This is a genomic window from Brachybacterium sp. (assembly GCF_036379615.1).
Taxonomy (GTDB): Bacteria; Actinomycetota; Actinomycetes; order Actinomycetales; family Dermabacteraceae; genus Brachybacterium.
In genome coordinates this window covers 1-15,540 of the sequence record NZ_DASVGJ010000021.1, presented here as the reverse complement: position 1 = coordinate 15,540, position 15,540 = coordinate 1, and the positions used below count along the sequence as shown (strand labels likewise).

The 15,540-nt window shown below is 71.0% G+C and carries 16 protein-coding genes; 7 read left to right on the top strand and 9 right to left on the bottom strand.

The annotated features are described in order from the left end of the window. Together VF289_RS04460 and VF289_RS04455 are read left to right on the top strand one after the other, a co-directional pair. The coding region (locus VF289_RS04460) for an NADP-dependent isocitrate dehydrogenase (protein WP_330881491.1) at positions 1 to 742 on the top strand (742 nt) is incomplete at its 5' end. A 113-nt stretch (positions 743 to 855) separates the two neighbouring features. Continuing rightward, positions 856 to 1,644 carry an alpha/beta fold hydrolase gene (locus VF289_RS04455; RefSeq protein WP_330881489.1) on the top strand — a complete coding sequence of 263 codons (789 nt, stop codon included), beginning with the start codon at positions 856 to 858 and terminating at the stop codon, positions 1,642 to 1,644. 112 nt (positions 1,645 to 1,756) lie between these two features. On the opposite strand, the gene VF289_RS04450 is transcribed toward VF289_RS04455, so the two are convergent. From VF289_RS04450 to VF289_RS04435, 4 genes are all read right to left on the bottom strand, one after another. After that, a complete protein-coding gene (locus VF289_RS04450; RefSeq protein WP_330881487.1) occupies positions 1,757 to 2,575 on the bottom strand; it encodes a sulfite exporter TauE/SafE family protein in 819 nt (272 codons plus the stop codon). Between the two features lie 157 nt (positions 2,576 to 2,732). Beyond that, a complete protein-coding gene (locus VF289_RS04445; protein ID WP_330881485.1) occupies positions 2,733 to 3,113 on the bottom strand; it encodes a DUF488 domain-containing protein in 381 nt (126 codons plus the stop codon). A 110-nt stretch (positions 3,114 to 3,223) separates the two neighbouring features. Then, on the bottom strand, positions 3,224 to 3,721 hold the full coding sequence (gene tpx / locus VF289_RS04440) for a thiol peroxidase (protein WP_330881483.1): 498 nt from the start codon (positions 3,719 to 3,721) through the stop codon (positions 3,224 to 3,226). 57 nt (positions 3,722 to 3,778) lie between these two features. Next, a complete protein-coding gene (locus tag VF289_RS04435) occupies positions 3,779 to 4,657 on the bottom strand; it encodes a polyphosphate kinase 2 family protein (protein ID WP_330881481.1) in 879 nt (292 codons plus the stop codon). A gap of 120 nt (positions 4,658 to 4,777) precedes the next feature. On the opposite strand from VF289_RS04435, the gene VF289_RS04430 reads away from it, so the two are divergent. Then, a complete protein-coding gene (locus VF289_RS04430; protein ID WP_330881478.1) occupies positions 4,778 to 5,950 on the top strand; it encodes an amidohydrolase in 1,173 nt (390 codons plus the stop codon). Between the two features lie 91 nt (positions 5,951 to 6,041). Here the strand turns inward: VF289_RS04430 and VF289_RS04425 are convergent, their stop codons facing one another. Then, complete coding sequence (locus VF289_RS04425) at positions 6,042 to 6,803, bottom strand: PepSY domain-containing protein (RefSeq protein ID WP_330881476.1); 762 nt, start codon at positions 6,801 to 6,803, stop codon at positions 6,042 to 6,044. A 267-nt stretch (positions 6,804 to 7,070) separates the two neighbouring features. Here VF289_RS04425 and VF289_RS04420 point away from each other — a divergent pair, with 267 nt between their 5' ends. Then, positions 7,071 to 9,533, top strand: coding sequence for a phosphoketolase family protein (locus VF289_RS04420; RefSeq protein ID WP_414644438.1), 2,463 nt, complete (start codon positions 7,071 to 7,073; stop codon positions 9,531 to 9,533). A 21-nt stretch (positions 9,534 to 9,554) separates the two neighbouring features. Here VF289_RS04420 and VF289_RS04415 read toward each other — a convergent pair whose 3' ends face one another. Next, positions 9,555 to 10,427 (bottom strand): GNAT family N-acetyltransferase, encoded by an 873-nt coding sequence (locus VF289_RS04415; RefSeq protein WP_330881475.1) that lies wholly within the window; start codon positions 10,425 to 10,427, stop codon positions 9,555 to 9,557. 160 nt (positions 10,428 to 10,587) lie between these two features. Between VF289_RS04415 and VF289_RS04410 the strand changes: the two genes are divergently transcribed. Continuing rightward, entirely contained in the window at positions 10,588 to 10,887 is a 300-nt protein-coding gene (locus VF289_RS04410; RefSeq protein ID WP_330881473.1) for an acylphosphatase, read from the top strand. 76 nt (positions 10,888 to 10,963) lie between these two features. Here the strand turns inward: VF289_RS04410 and VF289_RS04405 are convergent, their stop codons facing one another. Together VF289_RS04405 and VF289_RS04400 are read right to left on the bottom strand one after the other, a co-directional pair. Further along, entirely contained in the window at positions 10,964 to 12,145 is a 1,182-nt protein-coding gene (locus VF289_RS04405) for an MFS transporter (protein ID WP_330881472.1), read from the bottom strand. 128 nt (positions 12,146 to 12,273) lie between these two features. Then, positions 12,274 to 12,921, bottom strand: a complete 648-nt coding sequence (locus tag VF289_RS04400) for an NAD(P)H-binding protein (protein ID WP_330881471.1) — start codon at positions 12,919 to 12,921, stop codon at positions 12,274 to 12,276. A 157-nt stretch (positions 12,922 to 13,078) separates the two neighbouring features. Here VF289_RS04400 and VF289_RS04395 point away from each other — a divergent pair, with 157 nt between their 5' ends. Beyond that, positions 13,079 to 14,086, top strand: a complete 1,008-nt coding sequence (locus VF289_RS04395; RefSeq protein WP_330881469.1) for a DUF808 domain-containing protein — start codon at positions 13,079 to 13,081, stop codon at positions 14,084 to 14,086. A gap of 218 nt (positions 14,087 to 14,304) precedes the next feature. Here VF289_RS04395 and VF289_RS04390 read toward each other — a convergent pair whose 3' ends face one another. After that, entirely contained in the window at positions 14,305 to 14,826 is a 522-nt protein-coding gene (locus VF289_RS04390) for a phosphoribosyltransferase (protein WP_330881467.1), read from the bottom strand. Between the two features lie 280 nt (positions 14,827 to 15,106). Here VF289_RS04390 and VF289_RS04385 point away from each other — a divergent pair. Next, the coding region (locus VF289_RS04385; RefSeq protein ID WP_330881465.1) for a DeoR/GlpR family DNA-binding transcription regulator at positions 15,107 to 15,540 on the top strand (434 nt) is incomplete at its 3' end.

The window sequence follows — 15,540 nt, the reverse complement described above, 5'->3', positions numbered from 1 at the left end:
GATCGCCCTGGTCGAGCGCTACCTGAAGGGCCACGACACCGCGGGCCTCGACATCCGCATCCTCGATCCGGTGGCGGCCACGAAGTTCTCGCTCGAGCGCATCCGCAATGGCCAGGACACGATCTCGGTCACCGGCAACGTATTGCGCGACTACCTCACCGACCTGTTCCCGATCATGGAGCTGGGCACCAGCGCCAAGATGCTCTCGGTGGTCCCGCTCATGAACGGCGGCGGCCTGTTCGAGACCGGCGCCGGCGGCTCCGCCCCGAAGCACGTCCAGCAGCTCATCGAGGAGGACTACCTGCGCTGGGACTCCCTCGGGGAGTTCCTCGCCCTGGCCGAGTCGCTGCGTCACCTCGCCCGCACGGCGGACAACCCGCGCGCCGCCGTGCTCGCCGATGCTCTGGATCGCGCCACCGAGACCCTGCTGAACGAGGGCAGGTCCCCCCAGCGCAAGCTCGGCTCGATCGACAACCGCGGCAGCCACTTCTACCTCGCGCTGCACTGGGCTCAGGAGCTGGCTCAGCAGAGCGAGGACACCGAGCTCGCCGCGGCGTTCGGTCCGATCGCGAAGCAGCTCACCGACGGCGAGAAGACCATCGCCGAGGAGCTGCTCGCGGTGCAGGGCAAGCCCGCTGACATCGGCGGCTACTACCGCCCGGACCCGGAGAAGACCGCCGCGGTGATGCGCCCGTCGGCGACCTTCAACCGCATCCTCGAGGAGATCTCCGCCGCGCTGTGAGTGCGCTGATCCCCTGATCCCGCGCCGACGTCGGCCCGAACCGCACTGCGCGGACCGGGCCGGCGTTCTGCGTACTCTGGGCCCAGCAGCCCCCTCGCCCCGAAAGGCCCGACGTGCCCGTCATCCCCTCCCCCGTCGACGGAGTCGACCTGCGCTATGACGTCTCCGGCTCTGGTCCGGCGCTGGTGCTGCTGCACGGCTCGGTGCTGTCGCGGGCGATCTGGCGGGGACTGGGCTACCTCGAGCCGCTCGCCGCCGAGCACACCGTCATCCGTCTGGATATCCGCGGTCACGGACGCTCCGGCGCACCGCACGACCCGGCCGCCTATGCGCAGGACGTGCTGGTCGCGGATCTGCTGGCCGTGCTCGACGCCGAGGGGATCGGCTGCACGGCGCTGCTGGGCTACTCCCTGGGCGCTCGCATCGCGCTGAGCGCGGCGCTCGCGCATCCGGGACGGGTGACGCGCCTGGTGAGCCTCGGCGGCTCCGCCTCCGCCCAGCAGGGGCAGGTCGACTCCGTGTTCTTCCCCGGCGTCATCGGGGCGGTGCGAGAGGAAGGCATGGAAGCGTTCTGCGCCGGTCAGGGCCTGGGCCCGGAAGTCACCTCGCGGCGGGCACGGGCCACCCGCACCGCCTTCCTCGCTGCGGATCAACAGGCGATCGCAGCCCTGCTGAGCGCTACCGATGCCACCCCCGCAGTCCCGGACGACGCGCTCGCGGAGTGCACGGTGCCGGCCCTGTGGATGGCAGGGACCGAGGATCATCCCCGGTACGAGGACTCGCAGGAGGCGGCCGCCCGGATGCCGGATGCGGAGTTCGTCCCACTGCCGGGCCGGGACCACGGCGCCACCCTGTTCCCGCCCGACGCGGTGCTCGAGCACGTCCTGCCGTTCCTCCGCTGACCTCGGTCCGGTGCGGGGCCGGGCTCCCCTGGCGTCGCGATGCGCGGAGCCCGGTCCCGATGCGCTGCCGGATCCGGCAGTCTGCTCCTCACGGGCAGGTCCGCAGAGCGGCTCAGAGCACCTGACGGACCAGGGCGACGAGAGCGACCACGACGATCACGCCGCGCAGCAGCCACTCGGGCATCTTCTTGGCCAGGTGTGCGCCGAAGTACCCGCCGAGCAGGGCACCGAGAGCGATCGCCGCAGTGGCGAGCCAGACGATCTCCGCCCCGACCACGAAGTGGGCGATCACGTAGATGACCGCCGCGGCGAGGTTCACCACCAGGCTCAGCAGGTTCTTCACGCTGTTGACCGAACCCATCGAGCGTCCGGTGAAGGTGCCCAGGATCCCGAGGTAGAGGATCCCCTGCGCGGCGGTGAAGTAGCCGCCGTAGATCGAGGCGGCACCGATCGAACCGACCAGTGCCGGCGAGCGGAGCGGGCTGCCTCCGGCCTCCGGGGTGGCAGGCCGCGCCGCTTCCGGGCCGCGTCGAGCCCTCCGTTCGGCCCGGGCTCGCAGCGCGGCGGTGAGCCGTTTCTGGAAGACCACCATCGCCAGCGCGACGACGATCAGAACGGGGACGACGACCTCGAGCGTGGACGCCGGGGAGACCAGCAGCAGCAGGGCGCCGGCGGTCGAGCCCACGGCCGCGGTGATCACCAGCGGCGGCAGCTCGTGCTTCTCGGAGGCGATCTCGCGGCGGTACCCGAGCACCGAGCCGATCGTCGAGAACAGCATGCCGACGGTATTGGTGCGCACCGCGACGCCCGGAGGGATCCCGATCGCCATCAGCACCGGGAGGGTGAGCAGCGAGCCTGAGCCGACGGCCGCGTTGATGGCGCCGGCGACAGTGCCCATCACGAGCAGGACGACGAGCGAGAGGGGTTCCACGACCGACGACCCTACTGCTCCGGCCGGACCGCTGGGCGGACGTCCGCGCCGGCGCGGACGAGGCGTCTGGGGGCCAGACGCCTGCCGACGAGCCGTCTACCGACGAGGCGCCCCCGGGGCACGTCGCCCGCACCAGAGGCGACCGCGCGGACCGGCCTCAGCCCGTCAGGTCCTGGAGTGCTCTCTGCAGCACCTGGGCGTGGTGGTGCTCGGTGTCCTTCGCGGCGAACAGCAGCACGACGGTCTTCGCCCCGGCCTCGCGGGCCCGATCCAGCAGCGCCTGCGGGGCATCGCTCTCCTCGAGCTCGTGGCGGTACCGGTCGGAGAACTCCTCGAATCCGAGCTCGCCGCCGTGGAAGGCGCTGCGCAGCTCGGAGCTGGGGGCGACGTCCTTGTCCCAGTCGTCGTGGTCGAGCCGTTCCTTCGTGATGCCCCGCGGCCACAGCCGATCCACCAGCACCCGGTGCTCGTGGGCACCGGAGCCGCCGTCGTCGAGCACGTCGTAGACGCGTTCCAGGATGATCTCGAGTGCGGTCATGATCAGATCCTTCCTGTGGTGGAGCAGGCAGGGCCCGGTCCGCGCCGAAGGGCGGGCCGGGCCCTGAGGTCGGGCGAGGGGTGCCGGACGGGATCCGTCGGCCGGAGCGGTCAGGCGAGAGCGGCCTGCGCCGCCTCGTAGTCGGGCTCCTCGGAGACCTCAGCGACCTGCTCGGTGTAGAGGACCGTGCCGTTCTCGTCGGTGATGATCACGGCGCGGGAGAGCAGCCCGGCCAGCGGCCCGTCCTCCATGGTCACGCCGAGGTCCTCCCCGAAGGAGGAGCGGAAGGCGGAGCCGGTGACGACGTTCTCGAGGCCCTCGGCGCCGCAGAAGCGCGCCTGCGCGAAGGGGAGGTCCTTCGAGGCGCAGACGACGACGGAGTTCTCGAAGCTCGCGGCGAGCTCGTTGAACTTCCGCACGCTCATCGCGCAGGTGCCGGTGTCCAGTGAGGGGAAGATGTTCAGCACCACGCGCTTGCCGGCGAGGTCTGCGCTCGAGACCGGTGCGAGGTCCTGCCCCACGAGTTCGAAGGCCGGCAGCGCCGACCCCTTCGCGGGCAGCTCGCCGACGGTGGTGATGGGGGTGTTCTTGAAGGTGATCGAAGCCATGGCCCCATCATCATCCTCTGAGCTGAACGGGACAAGCCGGTCCCTGGCAGCCCGTGATCAGTCCATGGTCCCGGCCAGGCGACCGATCTGCTCCTCGACGTCGAAGTCCGCTTCCGGCCACTGCGGGTCGATGCCCTCGAGCGCGTCGAGCAGCAGCTGCTGCACCGCGATCCGGGCGTACCACTTGCGGTCCGCCGGGACCACGGCCCAGGGGGCGCCCACGGTCGAGGTGGCGCGCAGCGCCCGCGTGTACGCCTCCATGTAGCTGTCCCAGTGCTGGCGCTCGTCGACGTCGCCGGGGTTGAACTTCCAGTGCTTGTCCGGCCGTTCGAGCCGCTCCATCAGCCGCTCTCCCTGCTCCTGGCGGGAGATGTGGAGCATGACCTTCACGATGGTCGTACCGGCCTCGGCGAGCTCACGCTCGAAGGCGTTGATGGCGGTGTACCTGGCGCGGATCTCCTGTGCGTCCGCCCAGCCGTGCACCCGGTGGATCAGCACGTCCTCGTAGTGGGAGCGATCGAAGACGCCGATGATCCCGGGGGCGGGGACGCGCTTGCGGATCCGCCACAGGAAGTCGTGGCGCTTCTCCGCCGGGGTGGGGGCCTTGAAGGCGGCGATGTCCACTCCCTGCGGGTCCACGTCCCCCACCACGTGGCGCATGATCCCGCCCTTGCCCGAGGTGTCCATGCCCTGCACGACCAGCAGCACGGAACGACCGTCCTCCCGGCCGTGGTGAGCGGCATAGAGCCGTTCCTGGAGCTCGTCGAGTGCGCTGTCGCGTGCCGCGAGCAGCTCCTTCCCGTCGGCCTTCTTCCCTTCGAAGCCGGGGGTGGCGCGGGGGTCGAGGTCGGTGACCTCCCCGGTCCATCCGGACTCGATCGGGAATCCCGTGGGCCGGGGATCGTCCCCGCTGCTCTGCTTCGACGTCTTCGACATGGTGGCAGGGTAGCCCGGGCACCTCGGCGGCGTCCGCGACTTCCTGGACAGAGCTCCGCCGGCACGCACTGCTGCAGCGGTCGACTTGACTCCACCGGTCGGTCGGCGGACCGTCATGGCATGACTCTCACCGCCATCACCCATGCCCATGTCGTCCCCATCGAGGGCGAGCCCTTCGACGGCACCGTGCTGCTGTGCGACGGCCGCCTCAGCGAGCTCGGTCCCGAGGTGCAGGTCCCGGCGGAGGCGGAGGTCGTCGATGCGGCCGGTGGCTGGCTGCTGCCGGGATTCATCGACGCCCACGTGCACCTCGGAGTCGCCGAGGAGGGCGAGGGATGGGCCGGTCAGGACACCAACGAGATGACGGATCCGGTGATGGCCGCAGCTCGCGCCCTCGATGCGATCAACCCCGTGGAGATCGGCTTCGACGACGCGATCATCGGCGGGATCACGGCAGTCAACGTCAATCCCGGCTCCGGCAACCCGATCGGCGGCCTCGCCGTCGCGATCCGCACCCACGGCCGGGTGGTCGACGACATGGTGCTGCGCAGTCCCTCCGGGCTGAAGGCCGCGCTCGGCGAGAACCCCAAGCGCGTCTACGGCGAGCAGAAGAAGACCCCTTCGACCCGTCTCGGGGTGGCCCTCACCATCCGCCAGGCTTTCGCGACGGCGCGCGCGTGGGCCGCGAAGCCCGTCGAGGAGCGCGAGGCCGATCTGGTCTCCGAGGCGCTGTGCCGGGTGCTCGAGCGCGAGATCCCCTGGCGCCAGCACTCCCATCGGGCCGACGACATCGCCACCGCTCTGCGGATCGCGGAGGAGTTCGGGTATGAGCTGGTGCTCGACCATGGGACGGAGGCGTATCTGATCGCGGACCGGATCGCCGCGGCCGGAGTGCCGGTGCTCTACGGCCCGCTGATCGTCTCGCGCTCCAAGGTCGAGGTGCGCCACCGAACCCCGAGAGCACCCGGCCTGCTCACTGCGGCTGGGGTGAAGGTCTCGATCATCACGGATCATCCGGTGGTGCCGATCGAGTTCCTCATCGATCAGGCCGCGCTCGCCGTCAAGCACGGCATGGCGCCGGCCGACGCGCTGCGCGCGATCACGCTGAACCCCGCAGAGGTCCTCGGGATCGCCGATCGGCTCGGCTCCCTCGCTCCTGGCAAGGACGCGGACCTGGTGCTGTGGGAGGGCGATCCGCTGGACGTGCGGAATCGGACGCTGCGAGTGTGGCAGGGCGGTCGTCAGGTCATGCACCGCGATGAGTCCGGCGACCCGGTGATCGCCGCGCGCTGAGGAATGACCGGCGGGCGCTCAGCCCTCGTCGGCGGGCGTTCGGCCCTCGTCGGCGGGCGGGCCGTCGTCATGCCGGGATCAGGTGCCGGGATCAGTCGTCGACGCGCACGTCACCGGTCTCGACGTCGACCTCCACCTCGACGTCTCCACCGTCGGTGCGGTCGATGTCGATCTGGTAGCGGACGGTGCCGTCATCGGAGTCCAGGCTCCAGCCGTTGACGCGACCGGGCTCCTCGCCGAGGGCGATCTCGATCGCCTCGTCGTAGGCCATCGGCGCGGTCACGTCGACCGCGGGGTCCTGGTCGTCGTCATCGTCGGTGTCGTGCTCGGTGACCTCGCCGGTGGTGGCGTCGATGTCGAGCTCGTGCTGGGTGCCGTTCTCGACGAGCTCGAGCTCCCACTCCCAGGTGCGGTCGTCGTGATCGATCTCGATCTGCACCAGGTCCCCGCCGCCGACCGTCTCGGTGGCGATCTCGACAGCGCGCTCGGCGGTGATCGGCAGCTCCTCGGTGGCGAGGTCCGCGTCCTCGGGCAGCGCGGCCCCCGCGGAGCCCTCCTGGCCGGCATCGCCGCCGCCATCGCTCGCCGCGGGGTCGGCGCCGCCACCGTCGCTCGCCGCGGCGTCGTCGCTCGCCGCGGCGTCGTCTCCCGCGGCACCGTCTTCCTCAGTTCCGCCGCCGTCGCTCACCGGGGCAGGATCATCGGCGGGGGCATCGCCGTCCTCTCCCTGGCCGCCACCGCCGCAGCCGGCGGCGAGAGCGAGGACCACCGCGCCGACCGCCGCCGCGCGAACGGTGCGCGTCGGGGAACCGGCGGGACGTGCGGTGCGGGCACGGAGTGTCGTACGGGTCATGGCGGGCCACCTTCTCCTCGGCGGGGACCACCGCCGGCAGGCGGTGCGGTCCCCTGTCTGCGGGACACCCCCAGGCTAGGGGTGCGATCGGGTGCTGCGGCCATGCTGAGAAGACTCTCATCCCCGCCTCACCGGTGTCGCCGCTGCCGCAGGAACCGTTCGGTCGGGCGACACCGGAGATCCCTTCACGCCGACCGACCCAGGACCTACGGTGAACGTGTCGCACTGCAGAGGTCCCTGCAGTCGTCCCGTTCCACGGAAGGCTCCATGCCCATGACTGTCCGCCGGCCGAACTCCCCCGCCGAGACGCCCTCCGAGGCCACGCTCCGTGCGATCGACTCCTGGTGGCGGGCGGCGAACTACCTGTCCGTCGGCCAGATCTTCCTCAAGGACAATCCGCTCCTGCGCCGGCCGCTGCAGCGAGAGGACGTCAAACCTCGCCTGCTCGGCCACTGGGGCACCACACCGGGACTGACATTCCTCTACGCGCACGCCAACCGGGCGATCCGCGAGCGCGGGCTGAACGCCATGTACATCACCGGCCCCGGCCACGGCGGGCCCGGGCTGGTCGCCGCGTCCTACCTCGAGGGCACGTACTCCGAGGTGTATCCCGCTGTGAGCCAGGACGAGGCCGGGCTGAAGCGTCTGTTCACGCAGTTCTCCTTCCCCGGCGGGATCCCCTCGCACGTCGCCCCCGAGACCCCCGGGTCGATCCACGAGGGCGGGGAGCTCGGCTACGCGCTCTCCCATGCCTACGGAGCGATGTTCGACAGCCCCGACCAGATCGCCTTCGCGGTGGTCGGTGACGGGGAGGCGGAGACCGGTCCGCTGGCCACCTCCTGGCACTCGAACAAGTTCGTCAATCCGCAGCAGGACGGGGTGGTGCTGCCGATCCTGCACCTCAACGGGTACAAGATCGCCAACCCCACGGTGCTGGCACGGATCGGAGAGGACGAGCTCGAGGCGCTCCTGCGCGGTTACGGGCACACGCCGCTGTTCTTCACCGGCGGCGTCGAGGACGAGGACCGCCTGGAGACGCATCGCCGCTTCGCGGAGGTGCTCGACCGGGCCCTCGACCAGATCGCCGAGATCACGCAGCGGGCGGCCGAGGACGCGGAGGCCGGGCGCGAGAGCGAGCGCCCGGCGTGGCCGATGATCGTCTTCCGCACCCCGAAGGGCTGGACCGGGCCGAAGGAGATCGACGGCCAGCAGGCCGAGGGCTCATGGCGCTCCCACCAGGTGCCGCTGGCCAGCGCCCGCGACACCGACGAGCACCTCGCGGAGCTCGACTCCTGGTTGCGGTCCTACCGTCCCGAGGAGCTGTTCGACGCGCAGGGACGGCTCGAGGAGGAGATCGCCGCGACCGCTCCCGCGGGGACGCTGCGGATGTCCGCGAACCCCTCCACCAACGGAGGCTCCGTGCTCATCCCGCTGCGTCTGCCGGACGTCCGCGACTACGCGGTGGAGATCTCCGGACCGGGCGGCGCCGTCGCGGAGGCGACGACGGTGCTCGGCACCTGGCTGCGGGACGTGATCCGGGACAACCCGCAGAACTTCCGGATCTTCGGGCCCGACGAGACCGCTTCGAACCGCCTGCAGTCCGTCTACGAGGTCACCGACAAGCAGTGGAACGCGGACTTCGAGGAGCACGACCGCTCCGAGCACCTCGCCCGCGCCGGCCGCGTGATGGAGGTGCTCTCCGAGCACCAGTGCCAGGGATGGCTCGAGGGCTATCTGCTCACCGGCCGCCACGGCGTGTTCTCCTCCTACGAGGCGTTCATCCACATCGTCGACTCGATGGTCAACCAGCACGCCAAGTGGCTGAAGGTCACGAACGAGCTCGAGTGGCGCCGTCCGCTCGCCTCGCTGAACTACCTGCTGAGCTCCCACGTGTGGCGCCAGGACCACAACGGATTCTCACACCAGGATCCGGGCTTCATCGATCACATGGTCAACAAGAAGGCCGAGATCGTGCGGGTCTACCTCCCGCCGGATGCGAACACCCTGCTGGCCACCTACGACCACTGCCTGCGTTCGCGGCAGTACGTGAACGTGGTGGTCGCCGGGAAGCAGCCGGGCCCCACCTGGCTGGAAATGGACGAGGCGATCGCCCATTGCACCCGGGGCCTCGGGATCTGGGACTGGGCAGGCACCGAGGAGCCCGGCGAGGAGCCCGAGGTGGTGCTCGCCTGCGCCGGGGACATCCCGACCATCGAGGTGCTCGGCGCAGCGAAGATCCTGCGCACGGAGATCCCGGACCTCCGGGTCCGAGTGGTCAACGTGGTGGATCTGATGCGCCTGCAGGACGACACCGAGCATCCGCACGGCCTCTCGCGGCGGGCGTTCGACGGGTACTTCGGCCAGGACATCCCGGTGGTCTTCGCCTACCACGGCTATCCCTGGCTCATCCACCGCCTCGCCTACCGGCACGATCCCCGCTCCCGGATCCATGTGCGCGGCTACAAGGAGGAGGGCACCACCACCACTCCCTTCGACATGCTGATGCTCAATGACGCTGACCGCTACCACCTGGTCATGGACGTGATCGACCGGGTGGAGGGCCTGGGCACCCGGTACGCCGGGCTGCGACAGCGGATGGAGGACACCCGGATCCGGGCCCGCGCCTACGCCTACGAGCACGGCGAGGACGTCGCGGAGATCACCCAGTGGCAGTGGGGAGACGGCGGGGACGGGACCGAGATGGCCGACACCGGCGGCGACAACGCGTGAGGCCGGCTGCCGGGAGGCGACTCAGACGGTCGCGAGCCGCTGCAGGTCCGGGACGTCGGGCAGGCGGGTGAAACCGGCCGCGACATAGGTCTCCACCGCGCCGGGCTGCGACCGAGGGGTGCACACCAGCGCGCTCGAGGATCCCATGGTGCGCAGCTGCGCGGCGGCGGCACGGCAGATCGCCCGTCCGTGGCCGCGACCGCGGTGCTCCGCGCGCACTCCCATCGGCTCGATCAGTCCGGGGCGCCCGACGCCGGCGGACCAGACGGTGACCACCGCGACCGCCTCTCCGTGGTGGTCGCGACCCAGCAGGGAGACGGCGTCGCGGTGGGCCGGGGAGGTGGTCATGGTGCGGAAGCGCTCATCGCTCACGCCGGTGCTGTCGAAGGCGGAGCGGTGCACGGCGGTGTACTCAGCGATCGTCTCGGCACCGACCTGGTCGACGGCGAGCTCCCCGGGTTCGACAGGATCCGTCAGATCGCGGCGCAGCGGCACCCACGGGGCTCCCTCGCTCCAGCCCCGCCGCAGCAGCTCGGTGCGCAGGCGGATGGCGGAGTGCGCTTCGACGAGGGCCTGCCCCTCCGGCAGGACGCCGTGCCCGGGATCGCAGAGGGTCTCGGCCATGGCGCCTGCGAGCTCCTCGTCGGTGGTGAGGGCGGGGTCCACGGCGGTGCGCACCAGGTCCGGGCCGTCCAGCAGGCCGAGGGCGATCAGGCGGTCCTCACGGAGGAACAGCCGCAGGTTCCGCGCCGTGTGCTCGGCCCCGCGCAGGTGGTGCCAGCCGAGGTCCCCGGGGTGGAGGTGGAAGGGACCCTCTGCACGATGCCAGGTGCGCAGGGTCCGGGTCACGGCCTCGAGCTGCTCGGGGGCCGGAGTGGTCAGGGTCGTCACCATGGCCGGATCCCACCATCGTCATCGCCCCGGGGTCCAGGCATTTTCTCGGTGAGAGGAGGTCCCGCTCCGGGAATCGGTCCCGTGGAGGCTCACCGCTACGCTCGGGTCGACGACCGCGCGATGAGACGGCGGGGCAGCACCTCGCCGGGAAGGAGCGGAGATGACTGCTGGGGAGGCAGAGGCCACCGGGCCCGTACGACGGATCGTGCGCGTCCGGGGCCGGGTCCAGGGGGTCGGCTTCCGGATGGATGCCGCCGCGGCGGCGTCCCGGCTCGGCGTCGGCGGCACGGTGCGCAATCTGCTCGACGGCACCGTCGAAGTTGATGTGGAAGGTGCGCGGGAGGCTGTGGAATCGATGATCGAGCACCTCCGGCAGGGACCGGCCGGTGCCCGGGTCGAGGGCATCGACGTGCGCCGGGAGACCCCTCGCGGAGCGGACTCCTTCCGGGTCACGGGCTGAGCGGGTCCGTGCACGCCGCGGTGCGGCTCCGGGGGCGGGACCGCTCGCAGTGCCCGCCGTCGGCCGGCGGGAGAGGTCAGTCGGCGGGGGCCGTTCGTCGGCCTCGACGCCGGGCGGTGCGCAGGTAGTTCGCGGCCACGAGCGCTCCGGCGGTCACCATCGCGGTCGAAGTGAGGATCAGCGCTCCCTGACCCGCGCGGTCGATGATCAGGCCGCCCACCAGCGCACCCAGGGCGATCGAGACGTTGAAGGTCGCGCTGTTCAGCGCGGTCCCCTCCTCGAGGACGTCGCCCGCCTCGGCGCCCACGAAGGCCTGGATGGCCACCGAGATCGCCCCGACGAACAGCCCCCACATCGGCATGATCGCCAGCGCCGCGGCCGGGCTGTCCATCAGCAGGTGCACGGCCAGCAGCGACATCGCCACTCCCACGGAGACCACCAGCACGCCCCAGGCGGCGCTGCGGCGCAGCAGCGGGGCGATGGCGAAGTTGCCGATCAGCCCGGCGATACCGTAGGCCAGGAGCATCATCCCCACGTCGGTCACCGGCACCTCCGCCCGCTCCAGCAGGAGGGGACTGACGTAGGAGTAGGTGATGAACTGCGCGACCACCACCAGGACGGTGAGCGCCACCGCATAGCGCACCCCACGGGCCCGGGCCGCGACGAGCATCATCGCCGGCGTGACGTTCACGGGCGAGCGCACCGGCCTCACCAGCACGAGGATCAGCAGGGCCACGACCGCCGCGAGCGCACCGACGATCCCGAAGGCGGCCCGCCACCCCACGTGGGCACCGATCCAGGCGGCGACCGGCACACCCAGCACGAGCGCGGCCCCGGCGCCGCTGAAGGCGACGGTCAGGGCCCGGGCGGCGTGCTCCTTCGGGGCCTGGCCGAGGGCGACGATCGCCATCACCGCCCAGTACAGGCCGATCGAGACCCCGGCGAAGAGTCGCGCGACCAGGAGCACCGCGAAGTTCGGAGCGACGACGCTCAGCGCGCTGGAGACGACCACGGCGGCGAGGGCGAGGACGAGCACAAGACGGCGGTCCATCCCCCGCACCAGCACCGGGGTGACGACGGCGACGACGCCTGCGAGCACCCCGGGCACCGTCACCGAGAGGCCTGCCATGCCCTCGCTCACCCCGAGATCCGGTGCCATCACGCTGAGCACCCCGATGGGCAGCTCCTCAATGGTGATGAGCACGAAGATCCCGGCCGCGAGGGCGACGATCCCGCCCCAACGACGTGCACTGTCCACTGCTGCTCCTCGTCCTCCTGACCGGCCTCCCGCACCGGATTCTGGATTCGGTTCCGCGCACCGACGCGGGAGGACCCCGACTGCACCGGGCAGTCGAGGTCCTCCCGCGGCGGGTCCTGCTCGCTGAGTCAGCTCACGGCACCGAAGGCCGCGCCGATCTCCTGCTCACCGTCGTTGTACTGCAGGAACTTCCCGGCGGTCCCGGGATGGCCGAGGGCGGCGACGATGGTGCGCGCCACGTTGCCGCGGGAGACGGTGCCGCTCTCGGCGGCATCGAGGTCGATCCGTCCCGTCGGCTCCTCGAGGGTGAGCCCCGAGGGGCCGAGGATCGTCCAGGACAGCTCGGTCCGCTGCAGGTGGGCGTCGGCCTGGGCCTTGGACTCCGCGTAGGCGTGGAAGGGCTCCGAGTCCGGGATCCCGTGGTCCAGGCTCGCGCCGAAATAGCTGACCATCACGTAGCGCATCGCGCCGACCCGCTGTGCGGCGTCCATCGACGCGATCGCCGCGTCCTGGTCGACGGCGACGGTGCGCGCCGGGTTCCCGCCGCCGGCGCCGGCCGCCCAGACGACCGCATCCTTGCCGCGCAGCAGCTCGTCCCAGCCCCCGGCGTCGAGGGTCTCGATGTCGCTGAGCACCGCCTGTGCGCCGGTCGCCTCGACCTCCGCGGCGTGATCGGGGTTGCGGATCACTGCGTGGACCGTGTGACCGGCCTCCACGAGAAGCGGTGCCGCGAGCAGCGCGACCTTGCCATGTCCTCCGATGAGTGCAATATCCATGGGTCCACCCTGTCACCGTGGCGACGCCGCGTCGAGGCCGGACCGGTCGAATTCGCTCCTGGTGGATCCCCGGGCGTCCGCGCAGCAGCCGCCGACGCCGATATCCTGGCCCGGGTCGCGCGTCCGCGACCCGCTCCTCGGGGGAAGGAACCCAAGCATGGCCGGTGGACTCGCCGCACTGCTCGATGACGTCGCCGCACTCGCCCGCCTGGCCGCTGCCAGCGCCGATGACGTGGCGGCCGCCTCCGTCAAGGCGAGCTCCAAGGCCATGGGCGTGGTGATCGATGACGCCGCGGTGACCCCGCAGTACGTCAAGGGGCTGAAGCCGAAGCGCGAGCTGCCGATCATCTGGCGGATCACCAAGGGCTCCTTCCGCAACAAGCTGGTCTTCATCCTGCCGATCCTGCTGCTGCTGAGCGTGTTCGCGCCCTGGGCGCTGACCCCGCTGCTCATGCTCGGCGGTCTCTACCTGAGCTTCGAGGGCGCGGAGAAGATCTGGGAGCTGGTCAGCGGCAAGCCCAAGCCGAAGAAGCCGGCCACCGACAAGGGCGCCGACGCCGAGGACAAGATCGTCTCGAGCGCGGTGCGCACCGACCTGATCCTCTCCGCGGAGATCATGGTCATCTCCCTGAACTCGATCGAAGCCGACTCCCTGTGGACCCGCGCCGCGGTGCTCCTCGTGGTCGCGATCGGCATCACCGTGCTGGTCTACGGCGCCGTCGGCATCCTGGTGAAGATGGATGACGTGGGCCTCGCGATGGCGGCCGACGAGGACTCGGAGTTCAAGCAGAAGTTCGGCAATGGCCTGGTCCGCGCGATGCCGAAGGTCATGACCATCATCAGCTACGTGGGCATGGTCGCCATGCTGTGGGTGGGCGGCCACATCCTGCTGGTGGGGACCCATGACCTCGGCCTCGCCCAGCCCTACGGGTTCGTCCACCACCTCGAGGGCCTCGTCGTCGGCGTCGCCGGCATCGGCGGCGTGCTCGCCTGGCTGATCAACACCTTCTTCTCCTTCGTGCTCGGCCTGATCGTCGGCGGCATCGTCGCCGTGATCATGCACTTCCTGCCCTTCGGCCACCACGGTGACGAGGAGGACGAGCAGGACGAGCACGCCGTCGCCGACGGCGCGGAGCGGCCCCGGAGCACGCCTCCGACGCACTGACGGCCCACGGGCCACGCACGACGACGGCGGTCGCTCCGAGAATCCTCTCGGGGCGACCGCCTTCTCCGTGCGGTATCTGCCGTCCTCTCCCGTTGCGGGCGACACGAGCCTCGACCGACGAGGCGCTCCCTCCGCGGCGTCGGCCGCGGTCGGTGCTGAGCGACGGCTGCGGTCGGTGCTGAGCGACGGCTGCGATCAGCCCTGGACGTCGGCCGCAGTCAGCCCTGGGCGTCGGCCGCGGGGGTGACCGGCGGCTCGGCGGACCAGGGGAAGACGATCCACTCGTCGGTGCGGCGCCAGACGAAATCGGGCGAGACCACCGAGGCGGACTTCGAGTACAGCACGGCGCTGCGGGCGTCGGCGCCCATCTCACGCAGCAGCTCGAGCACGAGCGCGAGAGTGCGCCCGGAGTCGGCGACGTCGTCGACGACCAGCAGACGCTTGCCCTGGATGGACTCGGTGTCGAGCATCGGGGCCAGCAGCACGGGATCCGGCAGGGTCTCGTGGACGTCGGTGTAGAACTCGACGTTGATCGCATCGGCGAGCTTGAGCCCCAGCGCATAGGAGAGGGAGCCGGCCGGCAGCAGACCGCCGCGCGCCACGGCGATGATGATCTCGGGGTCGAAGTCCGAGTCGGCGATCGACTGCGCGAGCTCCCGCGACGCGGTCCCGAACAGGTCCCAGGTCAGCACCTCCTTGGTCACGAGGTCGGACGAGTCGGCGTGAAAGGCCTGGGACATCGGTGCTCTTCTCTCCTGGGGTGCGGGGGCTCGCAGAGTGCTCCGATGGTAACGGCCGACGCGCCGCTGACGAGTCTCGAGAGGCGCGACGATGGCCCACGCCTCAGCCTCGGCCCGCGCAGCGATGCCGACGCCACTCCATAAAACCCACATGCTCCCACTATTGTTTTCTGTGGCTTATGTGGGTAGTGTTCCGGTCATCGCGGCGTCTCCCGAGCACCCGGCACCCGGCCGAGAGCTCCACGACCGCGTCCGCTCCTTCGATGAGGCAGGTGAGCCGATGTACGCCAGAGAGCGCCAGCGCCAGATCCTCGATGCACTCTCCCGCACCGGACGAGTCACGGTCACCGATCTGGCCGCAGAGTTCGAGGTGGCCACCGAGACCATCCGTCGGGACCTCGATCAGCTCGCCGACCAGGGCCAGCTGGTGCGCGTCCACGGCGGTGCCGTCCCCCGCCGCAGCGCGGAGGTCGAACCGGATCTGGCCTCCCGCCGGGTGACGAACATCGAGACCAAGCGCCGGATCGCCCTCGCCGCCGCAGCCCTGCTGCCGAGCGATCCTGCGGCCGCCGTGCTGCTCGACGCCGGCACCACCACGGCGGAGCTGCTCCCCCACCTGGCCCGGCGCCGCGGTCCGGTGATCACCAACGCCCCGGCGATCGCCCAGGGCGCTCTGGTCCACACCGACCTCGCCGTGCACGTCCTGCCCGGCCG

Bases quoted from the DNA above. Each gene is read 5' to 3' on its own strand.
- VF289_RS04445 (WP_330881485.1), bottom strand. From the start codon at position 3,113: ATGACCGCACTCGAGATCATCCTGGAACGCGTCTACGACGTGCTCGAC.
- tpx (WP_330881483.1), bottom strand. From the start codon at position 3,721: ATGGCTTCGATCACCTTCAAGAACACCCCCATCACCACCGTCGGCGAG.
- VF289_RS04435 (WP_330881481.1), bottom strand. From the start codon at position 4,657: ATGTCGAAGACGTCGAAGCAGAGCAGCGGGGACGATCCCCGGCCCACG.
- VF289_RS04430 (WP_330881478.1), top strand. From the start codon at position 4,778: ATGACTCTCACCGCCATCACCCATGCCCATGTCGTCCCCATCGAGGGC.
- VF289_RS04425 (WP_330881476.1), bottom strand. From the start codon at position 6,803: ATGACCCGTACGACACTCCGTGCCCGCACCGCACGTCCCGCCGGTTCC.
- VF289_RS04420 (WP_414644438.1), top strand. From the start codon at position 7,071: ATGCCCATGACTGTCCGCCGGCCGAACTCCCCCGCCGAGACGCCCTCC.
- VF289_RS04415 (WP_330881475.1), bottom strand. From the start codon at position 10,427: ATGGTGACGACCCTGACCACTCCGGCCCCCGAGCAGCTCGAGGCCGTG.
- VF289_RS04410 (WP_330881473.1), top strand. From the start codon at position 10,588: ATGACTGCTGGGGAGGCAGAGGCCACCGGGCCCGTACGACGGATCGTG.
- VF289_RS04400 (WP_330881471.1), bottom strand. From the start codon at position 12,921: ATGGATATTGCACTCATCGGAGGACATGGCAAGGTCGCGCTGCTCGCG.
- VF289_RS04395 (WP_330881469.1), top strand. From the start codon at position 13,079: ATGGCCGGTGGACTCGCCGCACTGCTCGATGACGTCGCCGCACTCGCC.
- VF289_RS04390 (WP_330881467.1), bottom strand. From the start codon at position 14,826: ATGTCCCAGGCCTTTCACGCCGACTCGTCCGACCTCGTGACCAAGGAG.